We start from the raw sequence: 18565 nt of genomic DNA, 5'->3' as shown, positions 1-18565 counted from the left end.
CCGGATTACCTGAATTACGATAGGTGCGCCTTCGAGGCGGCGCCATCCATATGGCGGCGCAAACTGGCCGGGCGCATGTCGGTCCAGGCTGACTCGATATGCGCGAGGCATTCGGCCTTGGGGCCGCTCACGCCGACTTCGCGCCAGCCGGCCGGCACGGCGCGGAAGGTCGGCCAGATCGAGTACTGCTCTTCGTCGTTGATGACAACCGTATAGATAACCTCGCCTGTCTCTGCGGCGGCAGCGCCGGGGGAATTCAATGTCTGTGTCATGTTCAAGCCTCGTTCAAAATGCGTTCAGGAAACGGTGGCGGATGGCGCTCGGCGCACCCAAATGCCGCCTCTACTTTATGAAGACGATTGGCGCCCGCGTTTTTTTACCATCGCGGGCGGCGCTGGCATGGAACATCGGCTGTGCAGCGCCGCGATCGCATGCCTCCAGGCAGGCGCTGCAGTGTTTCTCGACATCCCGCACCATGAAATGCACCAGCGTCTGCGAAACATTGAGCGCCCGCGCGGTGCTCTGCAGCGTTTCTTCGCGCATGCGCACCATCTCGAACGCCGCGCGGCTGCGCGCCGGCAGCCGGGCCAGCGCGTCATACACGTGGCGCAGCGTGTCGCGCACAACCAGCGCCGCTTCCGGCGACGGCTCCTGCGACGGCATGTTGAGGCCGCTGTCTTCATCGGCGTGGTAGATGTTTTCGAGATTCTGGCGCCGGCAAGCGTCGATCGAGGCATTGCGCACCATCCGCATCACATAGGCAATCGGCTGGCGTATGGCGTCCTGGCCGGGAAGATCGACCAGCTTGAGGAAAACATCGTGGACCACGTCTTCCGCACGGCTGGTGCAGCCGACGAAACCGCGTGCCACGTTGACGTATAGCGGACGGTTCGCGATCAGTATGTCGAGCAATGGGCCGGCGGGAGAGGACACGCTGGAACTGAAGATCGATAACGATGCCGCTGCCGAAGACTTCGCCCCTCCAAGCATTTGCGCCATGAATTCACTCCGCTCTGATAAGATGGCTCTAAAGTATCATAAACACGAATCATTCTCAATATCATTTGCGATTACCCTTATGACTTTCATGGCTTTGCCTGGCTGGAAGGAATCGGATCGAAAGTGGGAACAATGGGCGCGAACAGCCCGCCCGGCCCGGTTAACGGCCGGGCATGGGTCTGTTCAGGATGAAAAGGTATTGGAAAACCGACGGTAGCGCAGGCCGTCCGCTATTGGAAGCGATTGCCGGAAATTAGCTGCCAGGCATTCCAGCGGCCAGGCTCATTGGAGTTTTTGGCTGGCGACCAGTACGCCATCGGCGTCTGCATAGATCCATGCGCCGGGAGCCACCGTGACGCCGGCGATGGCGACGCTGACGTCGCGCTCCCCTACTCCCTTGCGTACGCTGCGTTGCGGATGGAGCGCCAGCGCGCGCACGCCGATATCGCAGGCATTCAATTCCGCCGAATCGCGCACGCAGCCGTTGACGATGATGCCGGCCCAGCCGTTCTTTTGCGCCAGCACGCCAAGATTGCCGCCGACCAGCGCGCAGCGCAGGCTGCCGCCGCCGTCGATCACCAGCACCTGGCCGTCGCCGGCGGTTTCCAGCGTGCTGCGCACCAGCACATTGTCTTCATGGACCTTCAGGGTGCGCGCCGGACCCGAGAAAGCCTGGCGCAAGCCAAAGGAAATGAACACCGGCGGCAAGACCGCCAGGGCGGCGGTGCCGAGCTTGTCTTCGTTGGCGTCGCATAAATCGCAGGTAGAAAAAGTCATTGCATCTCCGTCGCGTGGCTGTCAGAAAAAGATCAGTCGTCCGACGAAAACGTCAGGCCGCCGAATTTCTTGACACTATACATCCGCTTGTCAGCCACCTTCAACAAGGTTTCCAGGTCGAGGCCGTCGGCCGGATACAGGGCGCCGCCGATGGACGCGCCGATCTGGCAGTGTTCGCCGTTGGCCATCAGGATCGGCTTGTTCAATACAGCGTAGATCTTTTCTGCGATCGCCAGCGCCGATTCTTCGTCGGCCACGCCCGGCAGGTAAACGATGAATTCATCGCCGCCGAAACGCGCGACCTCGTCTTCCTTGCGCAAGGTGTTCTGCAGGCGCAGGCCGACTTCGATCAGGACCCGGTCGCCTTCGTCATGGCCGTAGTGGTCATTGACCTGCTTGAACTTGTCAAGGTCGACGAACAGCACGGCAAAGCGGAACAGGTGCGGCTCGACATCGGTGCGCCGGCGGAATTCGATCTGTGCGATCAGAGAATCGCGATTGAGCAGGCTGGTGAGGCGGTCGGTGCGCAGGTTGCGCTCCATCTCCTGGAAGCTTTGCGCCAGTTCGCCGATCTCGTCCTGGCGGTCGATATTCAGCTTGGCGAACGGCCGGCCGCTGCCTATGCTGCGCACGGCCAGCGTCAGCTTGCGGATGTCGCGCAAGACCCAGCGCAAGATCGCGTAACCGAACAGCAAGGCCAGCAAGATCACCAGCAGGCCCAGGTACAGGCTCTTGTAGACGCTGGAATTGACCGCTCCCCAGAAATCGGAGCGCGGCAAGGCGACTACCGCCACCCACTCCAGCCCGGCAGCGTCGCGGTGGATTTGCGCCGCCACTTCGATCTGTCCGTATTTGCTGGGGAATGCGCCGACGATCAGCTTGCCTGGCTTGGGCGGACTGGCTGCCGAAGCCGCTACCGGATCGGTAACCGGCGCCATTTCCCGATGCCGCTGCAAATAGGTTTGCACCAGTTGCCAGCTCTGGCGCATGAAAGGCGCGCTGACATTTTTGAGGTTATTCCTGATGTGCTGGTTCTGGGCGCCGTTGCGCGGGGCAAATGCGCCTTCGCTGTTGGAAGAGATGACCAGGTCGCCGTTCGGCTCCGCCACGAAAGCGACTCCGTTCTTGTCCATCGGCAGCGCCTGCAGGTAATCTCGCAACGGCCGCAGCGACAGCTCCCTGGCCACCACGCCAAGCACGTCCTGCCCGGCGTCGTACACCGGCCGCGCCAGCATCAGCGCCGGTTCGCTGCTGACGGCGTCGATGAACACTGGCGACCATATGTCTTTTCTCTGGCTGACGGCGTCCAGATACCAGCTTTGCTCGCGCGGTTCATACTCTTCCGCCTCCAGCAAGATCTTTTCGGTTGCTGGTCCGCGGCTGCGATACAAGTGGGTGGGACCTTCGCCCGCGCCTCTCAGCCTGACGCGGAATTCGTTGGCGGCGATGCGGCGGATGCCGACAAAATGGCCGTCGACGCCGGTAAAGCTGATCAGGCTGCCGACTGTCGGAAACAGGCCGCTGGCAATCCACATGCGCTCTTCCAGCCGGCCGACGCTGGCCGGGAACGGGATCGGGGTCGGGCTCTTGTTGGCGGCGCCGGCAACCTGATCAGGCGCGACTACCCGCAACGCCGCGCCGGCGTCGAATAATTGCCTGTTGATTGCGCTGTCGATGCCCCCCATCATGTCCGCCAGGACCTTCTGCGACAACGCATCGGTGGCGTCCTGGCCAGTTTGGTAGAGCAGCCAGCCGACTGAAACGGCCAGGCACAACAACAGCGCTGCAAACGGCAAAATGAATAAGCGCTGCAGTGACGTTCGCTTCAAATTTGCCTCGAAATTACGATAATTGCGCCTGGCTTCGGGAAAATGTCCCTGCCACTTTACATACCGCAAAAATGCCTGCTCCCGTCGTTGTCTACAATCGAATGCACAATTCACAACACTCAACTACAAACAAGCACTACGAACTAAGAGCATAGACCTAAAAAAAGGCCACACGGCATCGCCATGTGACCTTTAATTCATAAAGCAACACGTTCAAGCCTGCCGCGATTCTACCTGTTTGCGCCTGTAAAATCTGAGCTTAGATTGTCACTTTGAACACTATCTCACCATTGTTAACATTTATGTGGATAATGTCCTTCGGCCCAAACTTGCCTTCGAGAATCAACTTTGACAGGGGATTCTCGATCTGCTGCTGGATCGCCCGCTTCAACGGCCGTGCGCCATAAACCGGATCGAAACCTGCCTCGGCGATCTTTTGCAGCCCGGCTTCTGAAATCACCAGCCCCATGTCCATTTTCGCCAGGCGCTGTTCGAGGATCTTCAGCTGGATCTTGGCGATGGCGCCGATGTTCTTCTCGTCGAGGGCATGGAACACCACGATTTCATCGATACGGTTGATGAACTCCGGCCGGAAATGGCTCCTGACTTCAGCCATCACTTCCATCTTCACCACCGCCGGATCGCTGCCCTCCATTGCCTGGATCCGATGCGAACCCAGGTTCGAGGTCATCACGATCACCGTATTCTTGAAATCCACGGTGCGGCCCTGGCCATCGGTCATGCGGCCGTCGTCCAGCACCTGCAGCAGCACGTTGAACACGTCCGGGTGGGCTTTCTCGATTTCATCCAGCAGGATCACGCTGTACGGCTTGCGGCGCACCAGCTCGGTCAGGTAGCCGCCCTCCTCGTAACCGACGTAACCGGGCGGCGCGCCGATCAGGCGTGCGACCGAATGTTTCTCCATGAACTCGCTCATGTCGATGCGGATCAAGGCATCGGTGCTGTCGAACAGGAAACCGGCCAGGGCCTTGCACAGTTCGGTCTTGCCGACGCCGGTCGGTCCGAGGAACATGAACGAGCCGTATGGCCGGTCAGGATCGCTCAGCCCGGCGCGCGAACGGCGGATGGCATCCGACACCGCAACGATCGCCTCGTCCTGGCCCACCACGCGCTTGTGCAATTCGTCTTCCATCTTGACCAGCTTGTCGCGCTCGCCCTGCAGCATCTTGGACACCGGGATGCCGGTAGCGCGCGAGACGATCTCGGCGATTTCGTCGGCGCCGACCTGGGTCCGCACCAGCTGCGGCTTGCCGTTCGGATCGGGGTGCGCGGCCGCCAGCGCATCTTGCCTGGATTGGGTTTCCAGCGCTTTTTCCAGTTCATTGAGCTTGCCGTACTTCAGTTCGGAAACCTTTTGCCAGTCGCTGTTGCGCGTCGCTTCGTCGATTTGCAGGCGCAGCTTTTCGATCTCTTCCTTCAGGTGCTTGCTGCCCTGGGCGCTGGCTTTCTCCGATTTCCAGATTTCTTCCAGGTCGGCGTATTCGCGCGACAGTTTCTCGATTTCTTCCTCGATCAGGGCGAAGCGTTTTTGCGAAGCTTCATCCTTCTCGCGGCGCACCGCTTCACGTTCGATCTTGAGCTGGATCAAACGCCGGTCGAGCTTGTCCATCACCTCCGGCTTGGAGTCGATTTCAATCTTGATCTTGGCCGCAGCCTCGTCGATCAGGTCGATCGCCTTGTCCGGCAGGAAACGGTCGGTGATGTAGCGATGCGACAACTCCGCCGCCGCGACGATCGCCGGGTCGGTAATTTCCACGCCATGGTGGACTTCGTATTTTTCCTGCAGGCCGCGCAGGATTGCAATCGTGGCTTCGACGCTAGGCTCGTCGACCAGGATTTTCTGGAAACGCCGTTCCAGCGCCGCATCTTTCTCGATGTATTTGCGGTACTCGTCCAGCGTGGTAGCGCCGACGCAGTGCAGCTCGCCGCGCGCCAGGGCCGGTTTCAGCATGTTGCCGGCATCCATTGCGCCCTCCGCCTTGCCGGCGCCGACCATGGTGTGCAATTCGTCGATGAAAACGATGGTTTGTCCTTCGTCCTGGGCGATTTCCTTCAGCACCGCTTTCAGGCGCTCCTCGAATTCGCCGCGGAATTTCGCGCCGGCCAGCAAGGCTGCCATGTCGAGCGACAGCACCCGCTTCGATTTCAGGCTGTCAGGCACTTCGCCGTTGACGATCCGTTGCGCCAGGCCTTCGACGATCGCGGTCTTGCCGACGCCCGGTTCGCCGATCAGCACCGGGTTGTTCTTGCTGCGCCGTTGCAGCACCTGGATCGCGCGCCGGATTTCATCGTCGCGGCCGATCACCGGATCGAGCTTGCCGAGGCGCGCCCGTTCGGTCAGGTCCAGGGTGTATTTCTTCAGGGCTTCGCGCTGGCCTTCGCCATCCTGGGAAGCCACGTTGGCGCCGCCGCGCACCGCAGTAATCGCTGCTTCCAGCGCTTTGCGCGTGAGGCCGTTTTCGCGCGCCAGCCGGCCGGCGTCCGACTTGTCGTCGAGCAGGGCCAGCAACAGCATCTCGCTGGCGATGAACTGGTCGCCGCGTTTTTGCGCTTCCTTGTCCGCCAGGTTGAGCAATGCCAGCAGCTCGCGCCCTATCTGCACTTCGCCGCCGGCGCCGCTTACCTTGGGCAGGCGTTCCAAGGCAGCTTTCAGACCGTTACCCAGGGCCGCGACGTTGACGCCGGCCCGTTGCAGCAGCGAGGTGGCGCTGCCGTCGTCCTGGTTCAGCAGCGCGATCAGCGCATGGACCGGATCGATGTATTGATTATCATTGCCGACCGCCTGGCTTTGGGCGTCTGCAATCGCTTCCTGCAGTTTTGTGGTTAATTTATCGAAACGCATGGTTCCTCCAAAATATCTAATGGGTAGAAAATTGGGACAAACCTGCTGATTTCAAGTTAGGCATTGGCCAGGCATAAAAAAGCTCTTCGCAAGGAAGAGCTGGCGCGACATCCGTAGGCCGGACTACCTGATGTGCGTGGCCATGAAGTAGGTCACGGCCACCAGGGCAGAACCGAAGCCGCAGACAAACGTCACCAGCCGCCAGGTCTGGTCCGTCATCTCCCTGTGCATGTCGGCGCTGGTAGCCGTCTGGTCCAGGCGCGTTTCTATCCGCGCCAGCCGGTCGCGCGCGTCATTGACACATTCTTCAAGTTTCAGAACCCTGGTTTCCATATTTTCATCATAGCCACCGCCATCGCCGCCGTCAAATGACTGCCTTTGCGGTTTTTTCCTTTTCACAATTGCTTCCTGCAGGTAAGCAGCCATAGATGTAGCCTCCATATGCCAGCCTTTCCAGTCCCGAGCCGTTTTATGCAGAATATTTTCTTTTTAATATCCTGTCTTTAAGAGGCATCTTAAATCAGAAAAACAGGACCCGATAAGTCGCAAAACCGGCGATACACAAGATAATCGAACCACAAAGGTGCAACACGGTATGTCCGAGGAACCAGGCATATTGGCCATGCTGCAGAAGCACCATCGATTCTGCGGAAAAAGTGGAAAAGGTCGTCAGCCCGCCGAGGAATCCGGTAATCACCAGCAAACGCCATTCGATCGGCAGCACGGGATGCGCTTCGAAGAAGGCAACCGCCAGGCCGGCCATGTAGCCGCCCGCCAGGTTCACCAGCAAAGTTCCCAGCGGCAATTGGTCCCGGTAGGCCCCCAGCAAGATGCTTGCGCCCCAGCGCAGCCAGGCGCCGAGGACAGCGCCGACGCCAACCGCCAGCCAGCTCACTTCTTGCTTTCGCGCATAGGCAACGGCAGCGCGTCCTGTTCCCATTTGGCCAGCGCCTCGTCGTCGGCGCTGCGGGCGTCGACCCAGCGCGCGCCCTGCTCCGTGTGTTCTTTTTTCCAGAACGGCGCTTCGGTTTTCAGGTAGTCGATGATGTATTCGCAGGCCGCGAAGGCATCGCCGCGGTGCGCCGAGCTCACCGCCACCAGTACGATCTGGTCCAGCGGCAGCAAGGGACCGATGCGGTGTATCACCAGGGCGTCGAAGATATCCCAGCGTTGCTTGGCCTGGTCGACGATGGCCGTCAGGGCTTTCTCGGTCATGCCTGGGTAATGCTCGAGCTCCATCTGGGCGACGGCGCTGCCGTCGTTCAGATCGCGCACGGTGCCGAGAAAGCTGACGACGGCGCCAATCTTGGGATTGGACAACCGCAGTTGCGCAAGCTCGGCGGCGAAATCAAAATCCTCAGCCTGAACACGGATGGGCATAATCAAGACCTCACGGACAACAGCAAACCAGGATCAGCCGCCGGTGACCGGCGGAAAAAATGCCACTTCGCCGCCTTCGGCCAGGGCGGTATCCGCGTTCGCCAGCTCCTGGTTGAACGCCATGCGCAAGGAACGCCCCTCCGCCAGCACTTCGGCCCAGAGCGCGCCGCGGGTGCGCAGGAAAGCGCGCAGTTCGCCGACGGTAGCGATCGTAGCCGGCAGCTCCAGCGTTTCCTGAGACAAGTTGAGCGCCTCGCGGATACTGGCAAAAAAGCGCAGCTGGATTTTCATTACATTCTCATTTTCAGTCAATTGCAAGGACCGCTTACAGAAAAGCGGAAAACGGCAAAAAGCGCAGCAAATCGCCCTTGGCGATGGTATTCCCGGCTGGATTGTCGACCAGGCCGTCGCCCCACACGGTCGACGTCAGCACGCCCGAACCTTGCTGCGGGAACAGGTCGAGGCCGCCGTCGGCGTTGATTTTTGCGCGCAGGAATTCCTGCCGGCGGTCGGCCTTGGGCCAGTCGAAGTCGGCGCGCATGGTCACCGCTTGCGGCGCCAGCCCGCTTGCCGCCACGCCTTGCTGGCGCAGGATGAATGGCCGCACGAAGATCAGGAATGTGACAAAACTGGATACCGGATTGCCGGGCAAGCCGATAAAGAAAGCCGTGCCGCCTGCGGCGCGGCGGACTTCGCCGAATGCCAGCGGCTTGCCAGGCTTCATGGCGATCTGCCACATGTTCAGACGCCCTTCCGCTTCCACCGCCGGCTTGACGTGGTCCTCTTCCCCGACCGACACGCCGCCCGAGGTCAGGATCAAATCATGCTCTTGCGCCGCAAGGCGCAGCGCCTCGCGGGTCGCTTCGCGGTTGTCGGGGACGATGCCGTAATCGCTGATTTCGCAACCCAGGTTTTCCAGCAGGCCGCGCAATACGAAGCGGTTCGAGTTGTAGATGGCGCCCGGTTTCAGCGGCTGGCCTGGCATGGCCAGTTCGTCGCCGGTGAAAAACATCGCCACCCGCAATTTGCGCAGCACCGGCAATGCTTCCAGCCCGACCGAAGCCGCCAGGCCGAGATGCTGCGGCCGCAACCGCGTGCCGGCCGACAGGATCACGCTGCCGCTGCGGATATCTTCGCCGGCGCGGCGCACCCACTCGCCGACGGCCGGCGCATGCTTGATGACGACGGCGTCGCCGTCAACCTCGCACATTTCCTGCATGACCACGGCATCGGCGCCTTCTGGAATCATGGCGCCGGTAAAGATGCGGGCAGCGGTGCCGGCTTGCAGCGGCGCGCCGACATGGCCGGCGGGAATCCGCTGCGAGACAGGCAGCCGCGCCCCTCCGGCAGCGCCGCTGGCGCAATCCGCGGCGCGTACCGCATAGCCATCCATTTGCGTATTGTCCGCCGGCGGCACGTTGAGCCGGGAAACCTGGGCATCCGCCAGTATCCGGCCATTCGCGGACAGCGTCGGGACCAGTTCGGTGGCGGCGCCGTCGACCAGCGGCCGCGGCGCCGCCAGCAATACATCGAGGGCTTCGGCAACGGAAAACATCGGGGGTTTTTGCATGTCTGTTCGCGGCAAGCTTACAAGCCGGTGTGGCTGGCGATGAAAGTCTTCACCTGCGCCACGTCGGCCGCCATTACTTCGAAGCGCTGCGGCAGCGCTTCTATGTTTTCAAAACCGGCCGGCCGCTCTGCGTCGCGCCCAAGCGCTTCGCGGATGGTTTCGTTGAACTTGGCCGGCAACGCGGTTTCCAGCACGATCATCGGCACCCCAGGAACCAGGTATTCGCGCGCCACCTTGACGCCATCGGCGGTGTGGGTGTCGATGGTGATGCCGTAGCGCTGTTCGATATCGCGGATGGTGGCCAGCCGGTCCTGGTGGGTCGACTTGCCGGACTGGAAGCCGAAACCGCCGATCTTGGCAAATTCATCGCCATCGCTGCCGGGGCCGCCCGCCAGGCTGAACCCGCCGGCGGTTTCCACCTTGTGGAACAAGGCGCGCACGCGCTCGCTGTCGCCATCCAGCAGATCGTGGATGAAACGCTCGAAATTGGACGCCTTGCTGATGTCCATGCTGGGGCTGCTGGTGTGATATGTCTCGGCCGGCTTGCGCACCCGGTAGGCGCCGGTGCGGAAGAATTCGTCGAGCACGTCGTTCTCGTTGGTGGCGGCCACCAGCTTGTCGATCGGCAAGCCCATCATGCGCGCGATATGGCCGGCGCAGATATTGCCGAAATTGCCCGAAGGAACGGTGAACGATACTTTCTGGTCATTGCTGGTCGTGGCGCTCAGGTAGCCGCGGAAGTAATACACCACTTGCGCCACCACGCGCGCCCAGTTGATCGAATTGACAGTGCCGATTTTCTGGCTGGCTTTGAAGGCGTGGTCGTTGGATACCGCCTTGACCATGTCCTGGCAATCGTCGAATACGCCTTCGACCGCGATATTGAAAATGTTCGGATCCTGCAGGCTGAACATCTGCGCGGTCTGGAATGCGCTCATCTTCTTGTGCGGCGACAGCATGAAGACGCGTATGCCTTTTTTGCCGCGCATCGCATATTCCGCCGCGCTGCCGGTATCGCCGGAAGTAGCGCCGAAAATGTTCAGCTTGGCGTCGTTCTTCGCCAGCGTATATTCAAACAGGTTGCCCAGCAGCTGCATCGCCATGTCCTTGAAGGCCAGCGTCGGACCGTTCGACAGTGCTTGCAGCAGCAGCTTGCCGCCGTCCTTTTCTTCCAGCACGCGCAAAGGCGTGATCTGGCCGGCGTCTTCGCCCGCCCGTGCATTGCGGTACACCTCGGCGCTGTAGGTCTTGTGCGCCAGGGCCTTCAGGTCGGCTTGCGGCACGTCGGTCGCGAATTTCTTCAACACCTCGAACGCCAGGTCAGCGTATGACAGGCTGCGCCACTGATCCAGTTCGGCGCCGGTGACTTGCGGATATTTTTCAGGCAGGTACAGACCGCCATCCGGGGCCAGGCCGCCTAACAGGATTTCGGAGAAATTTTGCGCGGCTGCGTGGCCGCGGGTCGAAACATAATGCATATCGTGGATGGCGTTATTTAAAATTGCGGGTCAGGATCAGAATCTGGTTACAAGCTGCTGTTTGCATTATAACGTTCGCTGCCGTGCTGCTGTCAGCTTTGCATGGGCGACGCAAGTGGTTGCCGGGCTTATTTTTTCTTCCAGTAGTCGCCGCTCTCTTCGTAGCACTCGATCGCCAGGTCGGAGACTTTCGCCTCCATGTGCGCCTGCGCATCGGCAATCGCCTGGTTATAGATGCTGGGGCCAATCACGCGCAGGCAAAAATCGAGCAGCATGCCGGCTTGCAGGTCGCCGATGGGCTCTTCCATGTTTTCCTTGAAATAGCGCTGGATCGATCCGACCAGGTCCTTCTGCTCGCTTTGCTGCAATTTGATCGCCATGGCGCTCTTCCTTGTCATCTGTACATCGTCAAAACGCGACGGCCGGGGCCCGGCGCTTTTTGAAAACCCATAAATGTACACCATGGCCGGCGCCATCGTTATCACAGCGCCAATATACCTGCCGTTGGCGCTATGCAGGAATGATACAAATCGGGGCTGCAGCCTTATTGTCGCGCTGATACAATGTCACTCTTATATACAAGTATGTTAAATATGCTTGTCAGCTTGCACATTATCCTATTGTCATGACACCACCACTTATACCTGCTTCACCAAATGAACTGCTGGCCGGTTCGGCCATGCCCGACGAGCACCCTATGTCTGGCAGCCTGTTCATGGTGGTTGCACCTTCCGGCGCCGGCAAATCGACGCTGGTCAACGCCCTGCTGGCGCAAGAACAAGCCATCAAGCTGTCGATCTCCTACACCACGCGCCCGCCGCGCCCGGGCGAGCAGGACGGCCGCGAATACCATTTCACTACGGTCGAAGATTTCCGGGCGCGCCACAAGCAGGGTGAGTTCCTGGAATGGGCTGAAGTCCACACCAATTATTACGGCACTTCGCGCCTGGCGATTGCCGAGCAAATGCAGTCGGGCACCGACGTTTTGCTGGAAATCGACTGGCAAGGCGCGCAGCAGGTGAAGAAGCAGTTCCCGCACGCGGTCGGCATTTTTATCCTGCCGCCGTCGATCGCAGCCCTGGAAGACCGCCTGAAAAAGCGCGGACAGGACGAGCCGCAGGTCATTACGCGTCGCATTCTCGCCGCCGGCGGCGAAATCGCGCACGCCCCCGAGTTTGAATATGTTATTATTAATCAAGAGTTTGCATCTGCTTTGTCGGAATTAACAGCGATAGTCAAAGCCACTCGCTGCCGCTTTTCGCAGCAGGCAGTGCGCAACGCGTCTTTGTTTGCCCAATTAGGCATACACGCCAACTTAAGTTAGCATTAAATCAACCAGCATCAAGCCAACACCAAGCTACACCGTTTTCCGGAGAATATATGGCCCGCATCACCATCGAAGATTGTTTGAAACAGATCCCTAACCGTTTTCAGTTGACGCTGTCCGCGACTTACCGCGCGCGCCAGCTGTTGCAAGGCCACACTGCCAAGATTGACGCAAAAGACAAGCCAACCGTAATAGCACTGCGCGAAATCGCCGCAGGCAAGATTGGTATTGAAATGCTAAAAAAGGTACCTGGTTAACCATTAACATCATGCGGCTGATAACTATCCAGTATGAACCTGACATCTCCAGATTCAAGCCTGTCGTCAGCCGCAACCACTAAAAAACGGGCGGCATCCCCCCGCTCAGCCAGAAAACCCGCGAATACTCCTCCCTTGCCAGATCACCAGCCCGCGCTTCAACCCGGCGTTGCCTCGATCACGCACCTGACCACCAAGCTTGCCGAATACCTGACTCCAGCCGAGCTGAAGAAGGTCAAGGAAGCGTATCGCTTTTCGGATGAAATGCATCTGGGGCAGATGCGCAAATCCGGCGAACCCTATATCTCGCATCCGATCGCCGTCGCTGAAATCTGCGCCGACTGGAAGCTCGACGCGCAAGCCATCATGGCGGCCCTGCTGCACGACGTCATGGAAGACCAGGACGTCAAGAAGGACGAGCTGATCGAACGTTTCGGCGCGCCGGTCGCGACTTTGGTCGATGGCCTGTCGAAACTGGACAAGATCGAGTTCCAGAGCCAGATCGAAGCCCAGGCCGAGAACTTCCGCAAGATGCTGCTGGCGATGGCGCGCGACGTGCGGGTGATCCTGGTCAAGCTGGCCGACCGCCTGCACAACATGCGCACGCTGGGCGTGATGATCCCGGAAAAGAAACGCCGCATCGCGCGCGAGACCATGGAGGTCTACATCCCGATCGCGCATCGGCTGGGCCTCAACAATATTTACCGCGAACTGCAGGAACTGGCGTTCTCCCACCTGTATCCGCTGCGCCACCGCACCTTGGCCAAGGCAGTCAAGGCAGCCCGCGGCAACCGCCGCGAAGTGGTCAGCAAGATCCTGGAATCGGTCAGCACCACGCTGGCGGCGACCGGCATCAACGCCCAGATAGACGGCCGCGAAAAAAGCCTGTTCGGCATCTACCGCAAGATGCACAACAAGCACCTGTCGTTTTCCCAGGTGCTGGATGTCTACGGCTTCCGCATCGTGGTCGACACCTTCGCCAACTGCTACCTGGCGCTGGGCACCCTGCATGCGCTATACAAGCCGATGCCGGGCAAGTTCAAGGATTACATCGCGATTCCCAAGCTGAACGGCTACCAGTCGCTGCACACCACCCTGATCGGCCCTTACGGCACCCCGGTGGAATTCCAGATCCGCACCCAGGACATGCATCGCGTGGCCGAGTCGGGCGTCGCCGCGCACTGGCTGTACAAGGATGAAGAAGGCAACCTGAGCGATTTGCAGCAGCGCACTCATGCCTGGCTGCAGTCGCTGCTCGATATCCAGAAACAGACCGGCGATTCGGCCGAGTTCCTGGAACACGTCAAGGTCGACCTGTTCCCCGATTCGGTTTACGTGTTCACGCCGAAATCGAAAATCATCGCCCTGCCGCGCGGCGCCACTGCCCTCGATTTCGCCTACACCATCCATACCGATGTCGGCGACCAGACCATCGCCGCCAAGATCAACCACGAACCGGCGCCGCTGCGCACCGAACTGCATAACGGCGATATCGTCGAAATCATTACCTCGCCCAGTTCGCGCCCGAGTCCGAACTGGCTCAGCTTTGTGCGCACCGGCAAGGCGCGTTCAGCGATCCGCCATCACTTGCGCACCATCAACCTGAGCGAGTCGGTAGAGCTCGGCCAGCGGCTATTGTCGCAAGCGCTGGCGATGCTCAACCTGAATCCGGTGCTGGCGCCTATCGTGGTCGACCGCCTGCTGAATGAATCCAGCGCCAAGTCGCTCGATGAAATCTATGCCGACATCGGCGTCGGCAAACGCATGGCGACCCTGGTGGCGCGCCATATCATGGGCTTGCTGGAAAACGAACCCTTGGTGACGCCGTTGCTCGACATGGAAGGCGTCGCCGCTCCGGCCAAGATGGATCCGGTAGTGATCTACGGCAGCGAAGGCGTATCGGTGCAGCTGTCGCCATGCTGCCAGCCGATTCCGGGCGACCACATCACCGGCCAGCTCAAGCGCGACCAGGGCCTGGTGGTGCATGCCGAAGACTGCAATATCGCCAAGCGCCAGCGCAACAAGGATCCGGACCGCTGGATCGAAGTGCTGTGGGGCGAAGACCTGAACCGCCGTTTCGACTGCCGCATCAAGGTGCTGGTGCATAACGACAAAGGCATCCTGGCCCGGGTTGCCGCCGAAATCGGCGATTCCGACGCCAACATCATCTACGTCAACATGGATGACGACAAGGACCAGCTGATGACCCAGCTGATCTTCACCATCCAGGTCGAAGACCGGGTGCACCTGGCCCGGCTGATGCGCAATGTGCGCCGCATCCGCGGCGTCACGCGGATCCTGCGCGACCGCAGCGGCTAAGCTGCCGGCGCCGCAAGCGCCTTACTGCAGCGTCTGCTTGTGCGGGATTGGCAGCGGCAGCTGAAAAACCTCGATGCCTTCTTCCGCCAGCTCCTGGCACTGCTGCGGCGAGGCCACGCCCCGGATGCCATGCTCGGCGACTTCCTTGTAATGGATCCGGCGCGCCTCTTCGGTAAAACCTTCACCGACATCCTCTGTATTTTCAATGACGTGGCGCGCCATATCCTGCAGCCGCTGCTGGAATTGCGCCATTGCCGGCGAACCCAGGCGTTGGTCTCCTGCGCCGGCAGGGTCCTGACGGGCCGCGCCAGGCCGGGACGCATTGGACCTGGCCGCGGACAAATTCAGATGCGGGGCTGACGGCAGCTTGCCGACCTTGAAGCTATCGCATACCGGGCAGACGATCTGCTGCGCCGCGGATTGCGAAACAAAATCCTCCTCCGAGGCAAACCAGCCCTCAAAACGATGATTCTGGTCACAAGCTAGATTGTAGACTTTCATGGTGAGCGGCAATTCTTCAGCACGGAAAAGCAAGGATCTTACACTAACCAGCATATAACTTATTACCAGCTTCCGCTGCTCAAAGTTTGCCGGCTGCCTGCAGCATTTCACTGATGCGCCGCGTAGTCACCGCCTCTTCGCCGTAGGTAAACGTGCCATGCTCGCGCATCTCTTCCGCTGCGCGTATGAACGCTCCCAATGCGGCGCGCGCCAGGGAACCGCCGACGCTGACCCGCTTGACGCCGATAGCGCCCAGTTCCTGCAAGCTGAGCTGCACGCCCTGCAGCCCCATCACCACGTTCACCGGCTTGTCCAGCGAACTCACCACCGCCGCGATATCTTCCCGGCTTTTCAGGCCCGGCGCATACAGCACGTCGGCGCCGGCGGCCTGGTAAGCCTGGAGCCGCTTGATCGTGTCTTTCAGGTCGGCCCGGCCGGCCAGGTAATTTTCAGCCCGCGCAGTCAGCGTAAATGGAAAATCGAGGCCGCGCGCCGCTTCGGCCGCTGCACGCACGCGGTCTGCGGCCAGTTCCAGGGCGTAAATCGGATCGTCGCGATTGCCGCTGGCGTCTTCGATAGAGCCGCCGACGATGCCGGTGGCCGCAGCCAGCCTGATGGTCTCGGCGACCGTCGCCGGCGCCTCGCCGAAACCATTTTCCAGGTCAGCGCTGAGCGGCAGGTCGGTAGCGGCGGCCAGCTCGGTCAAATGCGCCATCATCTGCTGGCGTCCTATGCCGCCATCCAGCTGCCCGCGCGAAAAGGCAAATCCCGCGCTGGTGCTCGCCAAGGCTTCAAATCCAAACAGGGCCAGCAGCCTGGCGCTGCCGATATCCCATGGATTGGGAATGATGAAAGCACCGTCGCGTGCGTGAAGCTGCTGGAATATGCGGGCTTTTTCGGCCTGGGATTGCATTCGGTACCTCCGTTAGAAATTCATTGGCGCAAAATTTTTCATGATTTTTCATATGGAAAAATCTTGTCCGTTACTAATTTATGCCGGTAACTGCAGTGCCATCAAGACACAAACATTACCACCAGCAACTACTTCGTGCAGCGCTCCGCGAAAGATGTCAGAAAAAGCCCGATATGCAGCGAATCTCCATTGGCTTCGCGGCGATTTGTTTCCTAGAATGAAGTCCTGAAGGGATTGCGCTATTGGGTTTGAAGCGGCGAATCAGGGGGGCGATATGGGAAAAATATTATTCGTGCTGGTGCTGGCGGGCCTGGCTGCGGGAATGCCGAATCGGGCCATCGCCGATGCCGGTATCGGGATTGGCGGGACCGCGCCCTTTTACGCGCCGCCGGCCTTATATGGCGCGGAACTGCATCCGGCGCAGCTGTTCCAGCCGCCGGCCGCCATGATCGTGGCGCCGGTCTGGCGCGAACGCAATGAATGGGAAAAGCGGCGCGTCGAGCAATGGGCCGAGATCGAGCGGCATCGCCAGGAATGGCGCGAAACCCATGGCAGCGATGCCAACAGTGCCCCGATCCGCACCGATGCGGCGCGCGGCCCGACATCCTCCAGCAATTTTTAACCTGACCAGGCGGATTTGCAGCGCGCCTTGTCAGAACCGCGGCAAATCGGCCAGCGTGCGGCCGGGCGCATCCTGGCCGGCGATGCCGATGCCTTCAATCCCGTGCTCGTAGATCACCAGCGCAATGTTGGGACCGCGCACGATTTTTCCGTCGATTGAAAACGCCGTCGCCACCTCGTCGCCGAAATGCAGGGCGTCGACCACCAGGCTGACATCCTGCTCCGAGGTCTTGTGCTCCCATCCGATCGAACCGTCATCCTTGGGCTTGGCCCGTCCCCAGCGCACTTCTTCGACCCGGTCGCCGGCGACATTAAAACGAACCGCTTCAATCATATGAATAGACATGCATTTCTCCGGGATAGAAAGTCGAATGATTTTTTGCTTCATGGTACGCGCCCTGCCATTCCGCAGCAAGATGCCAGATGAAAATTTGCCGCGGCATGGCTACCATGCGGACGCACATGAAAAATGCCGCTCGAGGGAGCGGCATTTTTTACGCGGCTTGCGATCGGATCAATATGGCGCATCGTCGGGAGCGACCCGCAACCAGCCAGTCGGGCAAGCCTGCACATCAGGATAATATCCGACGGGATCGTTGCAGTAGTAACTGTAGTTGGCATCAGGCTGCACATACATCAGCGGCGCCGCATCTGGATAAAAGAACGGATCGCGATAAACCGGCGGCCAGAAGAAAGGACCGCCTATGATGATCCGGCCCCGTCCATGGAAATCGTGGAACCGGTGAAAACCGTGGCGAGCCTGGTGTCCGCCGCCATGGTTCATGCCGTTGCCATTGCCGTGAAAACCGCCCTGTCCGTGGAATCCATTGTTTTGCGCAAGCAACGAACCGCTGGCCGCGCCTAGCATCAGCGCGGCTGCCGCAAACCATAAAACCGTCAGCTTTTTCATCGCAACACCTTCACTTCCCATGCCGCCAGCACGACGGCACAAACTGCCTTCCTGTATTCAATATAGGTTGTGCAATGTAGAGGGTAACTACAAATCGGTAATCTTTGCAACAAGCTGTATCATTCCATCGCATTGCGTGGTTACGGTATACTTGCGCGTCCCAAACGCCGAAAGAAAGCAACAGAAATGACGACATACAAAGAGCTGCAAGCACAAATCGAACAATTGAGGAAACAGGCGGAAGAACTGCGTCAGGCCGAAATTGCTGACGTCATTACCGAAATCAAAACCAAGATGCAGGAATACGGCATCACCGGTGCGGACCTGGGCCTGATGGGCAAGAAGCGCATCATGAAAACCAGCCCTGCAGTGGAAGCAGAAACGCCTGCACCTGCGCACGCCGATGCGCCGGCCGGCAACGAAATGTAAGGCAATGCGGATTTGACGCCAGGCTGTTGTCGGCGGCGGATAAAGAGCCCTTCAAGATATCCGCCAATGACAACCGCAGCTCAGGAATACCCGGATCAATCAAGCCTGAAGCGCAGCCCCAGCGCCAGCACACTGTTGCGCAAGCCGCCGTTGCCCAGCTGCGCATCGTAGTTCAAGTACCAGCCCCAGCGGCTATCGACCGCCGTACTCAAGCCCAGACCGGCCCAGCCCGTACTGCGCGCCAGACCGATCCCCTGTACCGTGAAACGCGCCGCCGGCGCTCCCACATACGCCGCCCCGAAATCCAGGCTGCCATCGCTGAACGCATGCTGCCACGCCGCGTAGGCCTGCAGCACGCTCAAGCCGCCAGCCCATTGGAAACTGCTGTCGCC

At 60.0% G+C, this 18565-nt stretch carries 22 protein-coding genes; 5 read left to right on the top strand and 17 right to left on the bottom strand.

From position 1 onward, the window contains the following. Positions 1–14: 14 nt before the first annotated feature. The 12 genes from AC07RZ_RS18255 to AC07RZ_RS18200 form a co-directional block, all read right to left on the bottom strand. Positions 15–272: an MbtH family protein gene (locus tag AC07RZ_RS18255; protein WP_494669002.1), complete on the bottom strand. Its 258-nt coding sequence runs from the start codon at positions 270–272 to the stop codon at positions 15–17. A gap of 70 nt (positions 273–342) precedes the next feature. Then, the gene (locus AC07RZ_RS18250) at positions 343–990 is read right to left on the bottom strand and encodes an RNA polymerase factor sigma-70 (protein ID WP_494669081.1); all 648 of its coding nucleotides are present in this window, start codon (positions 988–990) and stop codon (positions 343–345) included. Positions 991–1281: 291 nt separating this feature from the next. Then, positions 1282–1776 (bottom strand): ribonuclease E activity regulator RraA, encoded by a 495-nt coding sequence (rraA, locus tag AC07RZ_RS18245; protein ID WP_144737338.1) that lies wholly within the window; start codon positions 1774–1776, stop codon positions 1282–1284. 32 nt (positions 1777–1808) lie between these two features. Next, the gene (locus tag AC07RZ_RS18240) at positions 1809–3605 is read right to left on the bottom strand and encodes a diguanylate cyclase (RefSeq protein ID WP_494669001.1); all 1797 of its coding nucleotides are present in this window, start codon (positions 3603–3605) and stop codon (positions 1809–1811) included. 259 nt (positions 3606–3864) lie between these two features. Next, complete coding sequence (gene clpB / locus AC07RZ_RS18235; RefSeq protein WP_494669000.1) at positions 3865–6468, bottom strand: ATP-dependent chaperone ClpB; 2604 nt, start codon at positions 6466–6468, stop codon at positions 3865–3867. A 123-nt stretch (positions 6469–6591) separates the two neighbouring features. After that, positions 6592–6894, bottom strand: a complete 303-nt coding sequence (locus AC07RZ_RS18230; protein ID WP_494668999.1) for a hypothetical protein — start codon at positions 6892–6894, stop codon at positions 6592–6594. A gap of 94 nt (positions 6895–6988) precedes the next feature. Continuing rightward, positions 6989–7363 (bottom strand): fluoride efflux transporter CrcB, encoded by a 375-nt coding sequence (gene crcB, locus AC07RZ_RS18225; protein ID WP_494668998.1) that lies wholly within the window; start codon positions 7361–7363, stop codon positions 6989–6991. Then, positions 7360–7848 (bottom strand): molybdenum cofactor biosynthesis protein MoaE, encoded by a 489-nt coding sequence (locus AC07RZ_RS18220; protein WP_092399317.1) that lies wholly within the window; start codon positions 7846–7848, stop codon positions 7360–7362. The genes crcB and AC07RZ_RS18220 overlap by 4 nt, the downstream gene beginning before the upstream one ends. Positions 7849–7881: 33 nt before the next feature. After that, entirely contained in the window at positions 7882–8139 is a 258-nt protein-coding gene (moaD, locus tag AC07RZ_RS18215; protein WP_092399319.1) for a molybdopterin converting factor subunit 1, read from the bottom strand. A gap of 34 nt (positions 8140–8173) precedes the next feature. After that, positions 8174–9418 (bottom strand): molybdopterin molybdotransferase MoeA, encoded by a 1245-nt coding sequence (locus AC07RZ_RS18210; RefSeq protein ID WP_494668997.1) that lies wholly within the window; start codon positions 9416–9418, stop codon positions 8174–8176. A gap of 17 nt (positions 9419–9435) precedes the next feature. Then, complete coding sequence (gene thrC / locus AC07RZ_RS18205) at positions 9436–10896, bottom strand: threonine synthase (protein ID WP_494668996.1); 1461 nt, start codon at positions 10894–10896, stop codon at positions 9436–9438. A 128-nt stretch (positions 10897–11024) separates the two neighbouring features. Then, positions 11025–11276: a DUF2164 domain-containing protein gene (locus AC07RZ_RS18200; protein WP_144737326.1), complete on the bottom strand. Its 252-nt coding sequence runs from the start codon at positions 11274–11276 to the stop codon at positions 11025–11027. Between the two features lie 299 nt (positions 11277–11575). Here AC07RZ_RS18200 and gmk point away from each other — a divergent pair, with 299 nt between their 5' ends. Genes gmk through AC07RZ_RS18185 form a run of 3 tightly spaced genes read left to right on the top strand, consistent with a single transcriptional unit; the run spans position 11576 to position 14799 of the window. Further along, complete coding sequence (gene gmk, locus AC07RZ_RS18195) at positions 11576–12220, top strand: guanylate kinase (RefSeq protein WP_014006294.1); 645 nt, start codon at positions 11576–11578, stop codon at positions 12218–12220. Between the two features lie 56 nt (positions 12221–12276). Continuing rightward, positions 12277–12480, top strand: a complete 204-nt coding sequence (rpoZ, locus tag AC07RZ_RS18190; RefSeq protein WP_092351791.1) for a DNA-directed RNA polymerase subunit omega — start codon at positions 12277–12279, stop codon at positions 12478–12480. A 33-nt stretch (positions 12481–12513) separates the two neighbouring features. Next, positions 12514–14799 (top strand): RelA/SpoT family protein, encoded by a 2286-nt coding sequence (locus AC07RZ_RS18185; protein ID WP_144737324.1) that lies wholly within the window; start codon positions 12514–12516, stop codon positions 14797–14799. A 21-nt stretch (positions 14800–14820) separates the two neighbouring features. Here the strand turns inward: AC07RZ_RS18185 and AC07RZ_RS18180 are convergent, their stop codons facing one another. Then, entirely contained in the window at positions 14821–15300 is a 480-nt protein-coding gene (locus AC07RZ_RS18180) for a DUF1178 family protein (protein ID WP_494669080.1), read from the bottom strand. A gap of 79 nt (positions 15301–15379) precedes the next feature. Next, positions 15380–16213, bottom strand: coding sequence for an isocitrate lyase/PEP mutase family protein (locus AC07RZ_RS18175; protein WP_494668995.1), 834 nt, complete (start codon positions 16211–16213; stop codon positions 15380–15382). A gap of 274 nt (positions 16214–16487) precedes the next feature. Between AC07RZ_RS18175 and AC07RZ_RS18170 the strand changes: the two genes are divergently transcribed. Then, positions 16488–16835 carry a hypothetical protein gene (locus AC07RZ_RS18170; protein WP_494668994.1) on the top strand — a complete coding sequence of 116 codons (348 nt, stop codon included), beginning with the start codon at positions 16488–16490 and terminating at the stop codon, positions 16833–16835. Between the two features lie 30 nt (positions 16836–16865). Here the strand turns inward: AC07RZ_RS18170 and AC07RZ_RS18165 are convergent, their stop codons facing one another. Further along, complete coding sequence (locus AC07RZ_RS18165; protein WP_254785140.1) at positions 16866–17180, bottom strand: hypothetical protein; 315 nt, start codon at positions 17178–17180, stop codon at positions 16866–16868. A gap of 168 nt (positions 17181–17348) precedes the next feature. Further along, entirely contained in the window at positions 17349–17744 is a 396-nt protein-coding gene (locus AC07RZ_RS18160; protein ID WP_494668993.1) for a hypothetical protein, read from the bottom strand. Positions 17745–17930: 186 nt separating this feature from the next. Here AC07RZ_RS18160 and AC07RZ_RS18155 point away from each other — a divergent pair, with 186 nt between their 5' ends. After that, on the top strand, positions 17931–18173 hold the full coding sequence (locus tag AC07RZ_RS18155; protein ID WP_494668992.1) for an H-NS histone family protein: 243 nt from the start codon (positions 17931–17933) through the stop codon (positions 18171–18173). Between the two features lie 95 nt (positions 18174–18268). Here AC07RZ_RS18155 and AC07RZ_RS18150 read toward each other — a convergent pair. Beyond that, positions 18269–18565: autotransporter domain-containing protein (locus AC07RZ_RS18150; RefSeq protein WP_494668991.1), on the bottom strand; the 297-nt coding region annotated here is incomplete at its 5' end.

The sequence above is a fragment of the Collimonas sp. GW821-FHT07E08 genome (genome assembly GCF_059418905.1).
Note: the sequence above shows the minus strand (reverse complement) of the source record. Positions and strands in the feature narration are given on the sequence as shown.